This window comes from Pseudomonas agronomica (genome assembly GCF_025917275.1).
GTDB classification, from domain to species: domain Bacteria; phylum Pseudomonadota; class Gammaproteobacteria; order Pseudomonadales; family Pseudomonadaceae; genus Aquipseudomonas; species Aquipseudomonas agronomica.
This window is the reverse complement of sequence record NZ_JAOSHO010000352.1, coordinates 1-5,558: the sequence shown is the minus strand read 5'-3', so window position 1 is coordinate 5,558 and position 5,558 is coordinate 1. Positions and strand designations below refer to the sequence as shown.

Sequence of the window (5,558 nt, the reverse complement as noted above, 5' to 3'; positions counted from 1 at the left end):
AAGTGTCGTCCTCGGGCAAACTCTATAACGCAGTGCAATACGGCATCGACACCACCACCGGCCTGATCGACTACGACGAAGTCGAGCGCCTGGCGGTCGAGTGCAAGCCTAAGATGATCGTTGCCGGTTTCTCCGCCTACTCCAAGACCCTGGATTTCCCACGTTTCCGCCAGATCGCCGACAAGGTCGGTGCGCTGCTGTTCGTCGACATGGCCCACGTCGCTGGCCTGGTCGCCGCCGGCCTGTACCCGAACCCGCTGCCGTACGCCGACGTGGTCACCACCACCACCCACAAGACCTTGCGCGGTCCACGTGGCGGCCTGATCCTGGCCAAGTCCAACGAAGAGATCGAGAAGAAGCTCAACGCCGCGGTATTCCCCGGCGCCCAGGGTGGCCCGCTGATGCACGTGATTGCCGGCAAGGCCGTGTGCTTCAAGGAAGCGCTGGAGCCTGGCTTCAAGGCCTATCAACAACAAGTGATCGAAAACGCCCAGGCCATGGCTGGCGTGTTCATCAAGCGCGGCTACGATGTAGTGTCCGGCGGCACCGACAACCATCTGTTCCTGGTCAGCCTGATTCGCCAAGGCCTGACCGGCAAGGAAGCCGACGCCGCCCTGGGCCGTGCCCACATCACCGTCAACAAGAACGCCGTGCCGAACGACCCGCAATCGCCATTCGTGACCTCGGGCCTGCGCATCGGCACCCCGGCAGTGACCACGCGTGGTTTCAAGGTTACCCAGTGCGTCACGCTGGCCGGCTGGATCTGCGACATCCTCGACAACCTCGGCGACGCCGATGTCGAGGCCAATGTCGCGCAGCAAGTGGCGGCCCTGTGCGCGGACTTCCCGGTTTATCGCTGAGTCGGTTTTGGAGTAAATGACTATGCAACGCTATTCAGGCTTCGGCCTCTTCAAACACTCACTCAGCCATCATGAAAACTGGCAGCGGATGTGGCGCACGCCGACCCCGAAAAAGGTCTACGACGTGGTCATCGTCGGCGGTGGCGGGCACGGCCTGGCGACCGCCTACTACCTGGCCAAGGAGCACGGCATCACCAACGTGGCCGTGGTCGAGAAGGGCTGGTTGGGCGGCGGTAACACCGCGCGCAACACCACCATCGTGCGCTCCAACTACCTGTGGGACGAGTCGGCCCACCTGTATGAGCACGCGATGAAATTATGGGAAGGCCTGTCCCAGGACCTGAACTACAACGTGATGTTCTCCCAGCGTGGCGTCTACAACCTGTGCCACACCCTGCAGGACATCCGTGATTCCGAGCGTCGCGTCAGCGCCAACCGCCTCAATGGCGTGGACGGCGAGCTGCTCAACGCCAAGCAAGTGGCCGACGAGATCCCGTACCTGGATTGCTCGAAAAACACCCGCTACCCGGTGATGGGCGCCACCGTCCAGCGTCGCGGCGGCGTAGCCCGTCACGACGCCGTGGCCTGGGGCTTTGCCCGGGCGGCGGACGCCTTGGGCGTGGACTTGATCCAGCAGACCGAAGTGATCGGTTTTCGCAAGGAAAACGGCGTGTGCATCGGCGTCGAAACCAACAAGGGCTTCATCGGCGCCAAGCGCGTCGGTGTAGTGACCGCCGGTAACTCCGGGCACATGGCCAAGCTCGCCGGCTTCCGCCTGCCGATCGAATCCCACCCGCTGCAAGCGCTGGTGTCGGAGCCGATCAAGCCCATCATCGACAGCGTGATCATGTCCAACGCGGTGCACGGCTACATCAGCCAGTCCGACAAGGGCGACCTGGTGATCGGCGCCGGTATCGACGGCTACAACGGCTACGGCCAACGTGGCTCGTACCCGGTGATCGAGCACACGGTCCAGGCCATCGTCGAGATGTTCCCGGTGCTGTCCCGCGTGCGCATGAACCGCCAATGGGGCGGCATCGTCGACACCACGCCGGACGCCTGCCCGATCATCTCCAAGACCCCGGTGCCGAACATGTTCTTCAACTGCGGTTGGGGCACCGGTGGCTTCAAGGCCACACCTGGCTCGGGCAACGTGTTTGCCGCGAGCCTGGCCAAGGGTGAAATGCACCCATTGGCTGCACCTTTCTCCATCGACCGTTTCCACAACGGCGCACTGATCGACGAACACGGCGCTGCTGCCGTCGCCCACTAACAGGAGAAATCCCTATGTTGCACATCTTCTGTCCTCACTGCGGCGAACTGCGCTCCGAAGAGGAATTCCATGCATCCGGCCAGGCGCACATCCCGCGTCCACTGGATCCGAACGCCTGCACCGACGAGGAGTGGGGCGACTACATGTTCTTCCGTGACAACCCACGCGGGTTGCACCATGAGCTGTGGGATCACGTCGCCGGTTGCCGCCAGTACTTCAACGCGACCCGTGACACCGTGACCTACGAAATTCTCGAAACCTACAAGATCGGCGAAAAGCCGCAGTTCACCGACAAGGCTGACAGTCCGAAAGCGGCTGCACAGGCTCTGGGAGAGAAGGTATGAGCCAGATCAATCGCCTGTCCAACGGCGGACGGATCGACCGCAACAAAGTGCTGACATTCACCTTCAACGGCCAGACCTACAAAGGCTTCGAAGGCGACTCCCTGGCCGCCGCGCTGCTGGCCAACGGGGTCGACATCATCGGCCGCAGCTTCAAGTATTCCCGTCCGCGCGGCATCTTCGCCGCCGGCGCCGAAGAGCCGAACGCGGTGCTGCAGATCGGCGCCACCGAAGCCACCCAGATTCCTAACGTGCGCGCCACGCAACAGGCGCTGTACCAAGGCCTGGTCGCCACCAGCACCAACGGCTGGCCGAACGTGAACAACGACATGATGGGGATTCTCGGCAAGGTCGGCGGCAAGCTGATGCCGCCGGGCTTCTACTACAAAACCTTCATGTACCCGCAATCGTTCTGGATGACCTACGAGAAGTACATCCGCAAGGCCGCGGGCCTGGGTCGCTCGCCGACCGAGAACGATCCGGACACCTACGACTACATGAACCGTCACTGCGACGTGCTGATCGTCGGCGCCGGCCCGTCCGGCCTGGCCGCCGCGTTGGCCGCGGGCCGCAGCGGTGCGCGCGTGATCCTGGCCGATGAGCAGGAAGAGTTCGGCGGCAGCCTGCTCGACTCCCGCGAAAGCCTGGACGGCAAGCCGGCCACCGAGTGGGTTGCTGCCGCAGTGGCAGAACTGCGCGCGATGCCCGAAGTGGTGTTGCTGCCTCGTGCCACGGTGAACGGTTATCACGATCATAACTTCCTGACCATCCACGAACGCCTCACCGATCACCTGGGTGATCGCGCGCCGATCGGCCAGGCTCGCCAACGTATCAACCGGGTCCGCGCCAAGCGCGTGGTCCTGGCGACCGGTGCCTGCGAGCGCCCGTTGGTCTATGGCAACAACGACGTGCCGGGCAACATGCTGGCTGGCGCGGTTTCCACTTACATCCGCCGATTCGGCGTAGCCCCGGGCAAGAAGCTGGTCCTGAGCACCAATAATGACCATGCCTATCGCGTGGCCCTGGACTGGTTCGACGCCGGCCTGCAAGTGGTCGCCGTCGCCGACGCCCGCAGCAACCCACGGGGTGCGCTGGTGGAAGAAGCCCGCGCCAAGGGTATTCGCATCCTCACCGGCAGCGCCGTGATCGAGGCCCGTGGCAGCAAGCGCGTCACCGGGGCACGGGTTGCCGCGATCGACGTGCGCGCCCATAAAGTCACCAGCCCCGGCGAATGGCTGGACTGCGACCTGGTGGCCAGCTCCGGCGGCTACAGCCCGGTGGTCCACCTGGCTTCGCACCTGGGCGGCAAGCCGATCTGGCGTGAAGACATCCTCGGTTTCGTACCGGGCGAAGCCCCGCAAAAACGTGTCTGCGTCGGCGGTGTGAATGGCGTCTACAGCCTCGGCGACAGCCTGGCGGACGGTTTTGAAGGCGGCGTGCGCGCGGCCAGCGAAGCCGGTTTCAAGGCCGTCGAGGGCGTGCTGCCCAAAGCCCTGAGCCGTCACGAAGAACCGACCCTGGCGCTGTTCCAGGTGCCCCACGAAAAAGCCACCGCACGGGCGCCGAAGCAATTCGTCGACCTGCAGAACGACGTGACCGCCGCCGCCATCGAACTCGCCACCCGCGAAGGCTTCGAGTCGGTGGAACACGTCAAGCGCTACACCGCGCTGGGCTTCGGCACCGACCAGGGCAAGCTGGGCAACGTCAACGGCCTGGCCATCGCGGCCCGTTCGCTGAACGTGAGCATCCCGCAGATGGGCACCACCATGTTCCGTCCGAACTACACGCCGGTGACCTTCGGCGCGGTGGCGGGCCGGCACTGTGGGCACATCTTCGAGCCGGTACGCTTCACCGCGCTGCATGCCTGGCATGTAAAAAACGGTGCCGAGTTCGAAGACGTCGGCCAGTGGAAGCGCCCTTGGTACTTCCCGAAGAACGGCGAAGACATGCATGCCGCGGTCAAGCGCGAATGCAAGGCCGTGCGTGACAGCGTTGGCCTGCTCGACGCCTCGACCTTGGGCAAGATCGACATCCAGGGCCCGGATGCCCGTGAGTTCCTCAACCGCGTCTATACCAACGCCTGGACCAAGCTCGACGTTGGCAAGGCCCGCTACGGCCTGATGTGCAAGGAAGACGGCATGGTCTTCGACGACGGCGTAACGGCCTGTCTGGCGGACAATCACTTCCTGATGACCACCACCACCGGCGGTGCCGCGCGCGTGCTGCAATGGCTGGAGATCTATCACCAGACCGAATGGCCGGACCTGAAGGTGTACTTCACCTCGGTCACCGACCACTGGGCGACCATGACCCTGTCGGGCCCCAACAGCCGCAAGCTGCTGGCCGACGTCACCGACATCGACCTGGACAAGGACGCGTTCCCGTTCATGACCTGGAAGGAAGGCCTGGTGGGCGGCGTGCCAGCGCGGGTGTTCCGGATCTCGTTCACCGGTGAGCTGTCGTACGAAATCAACGTGCAGGCCGACTACGCCATGGGCGTGCTCGAACAGATCGTCGAGGCTGGGAAGAAATACAACCTGACCCCGTACGGCACCGAGACCATGCACGTCCTGCGGGCCGAGAAGGGCTTCATCATCGTGGGCCAGGACACTGACAGTTCGATGACCCCGGACGACCTGAACATGGGCTGGTGCGTTGGTCGGACCAAGCCGTTCTCGTGGATCGGCTGGCGCGGGATGAACCGGGAAGATTGCGTGCGTGAAAACCGCAAGCAACTGGTGGGCCTCAAGCCGATCGACCCGAATGTCTGGCTGCCGGAAGGTGCGCAACTGGTGTTCAACCCCAAGCAGGCGATCCCGATGTCGATGGTCGGCCACGTCACCTCCAGCTATGCGCATAACTCCCTGGGTTATTCGTTTGCGATGGGCGTGGTCAAGGGCGGGCTCAAGCGCATGGGCGAACGGGTGTTCGCGCCATTGGCCGACGGCCGGGTGATCGAGGCAGAGATCGTTTCTTCGGTGTTCTTCGATCCGAAGGGCGATCGGCAGAACATCTAGTGGCTTGAGGTCCTGTGGGGAGGCCGGCGATTTCGCGTCGGCTTCATCGCGAGCAAGCTCGCTCCCA

At 63.8% G+C, this 5,558-nt stretch carries 4 protein-coding genes; all 4 read left to right on the top strand.

Features of this window, described 5'->3' with window-relative positions:
- The coding region (gene glyA, locus OC610_RS20305; protein ID WP_264430211.1) for a serine hydroxymethyltransferase at positions 1 to 860 on the top strand (860 nt) is incomplete at its 5' end.
- Positions 861 to 882: 22 nt separating this feature from the next.
- Entirely contained in the window at positions 883 to 2,133 is a 1,251-nt protein-coding gene (locus OC610_RS20300; RefSeq protein WP_003177603.1) for a sarcosine oxidase subunit beta, read from the top strand.
- A gap of 14 nt (positions 2,134 to 2,147) precedes the next feature.
- Complete coding sequence (locus tag OC610_RS20295) at positions 2,148 to 2,477, top strand: sarcosine oxidase subunit delta (protein ID WP_039590645.1); 330 nt, start codon at positions 2,148 to 2,150, stop codon at positions 2,475 to 2,477.
- Positions 2,474 to 5,491: a sarcosine oxidase subunit alpha gene (locus OC610_RS20290; RefSeq protein ID WP_264430208.1), complete on the top strand. Its 3,018-nt coding sequence runs from the start codon at positions 2,474 to 2,476 to the stop codon at positions 5,489 to 5,491. The genes OC610_RS20295 and OC610_RS20290 overlap by 4 nt, the downstream gene beginning before the upstream one ends.
- Positions 5,492 to 5,558 lie beyond the last annotated feature (67 nt).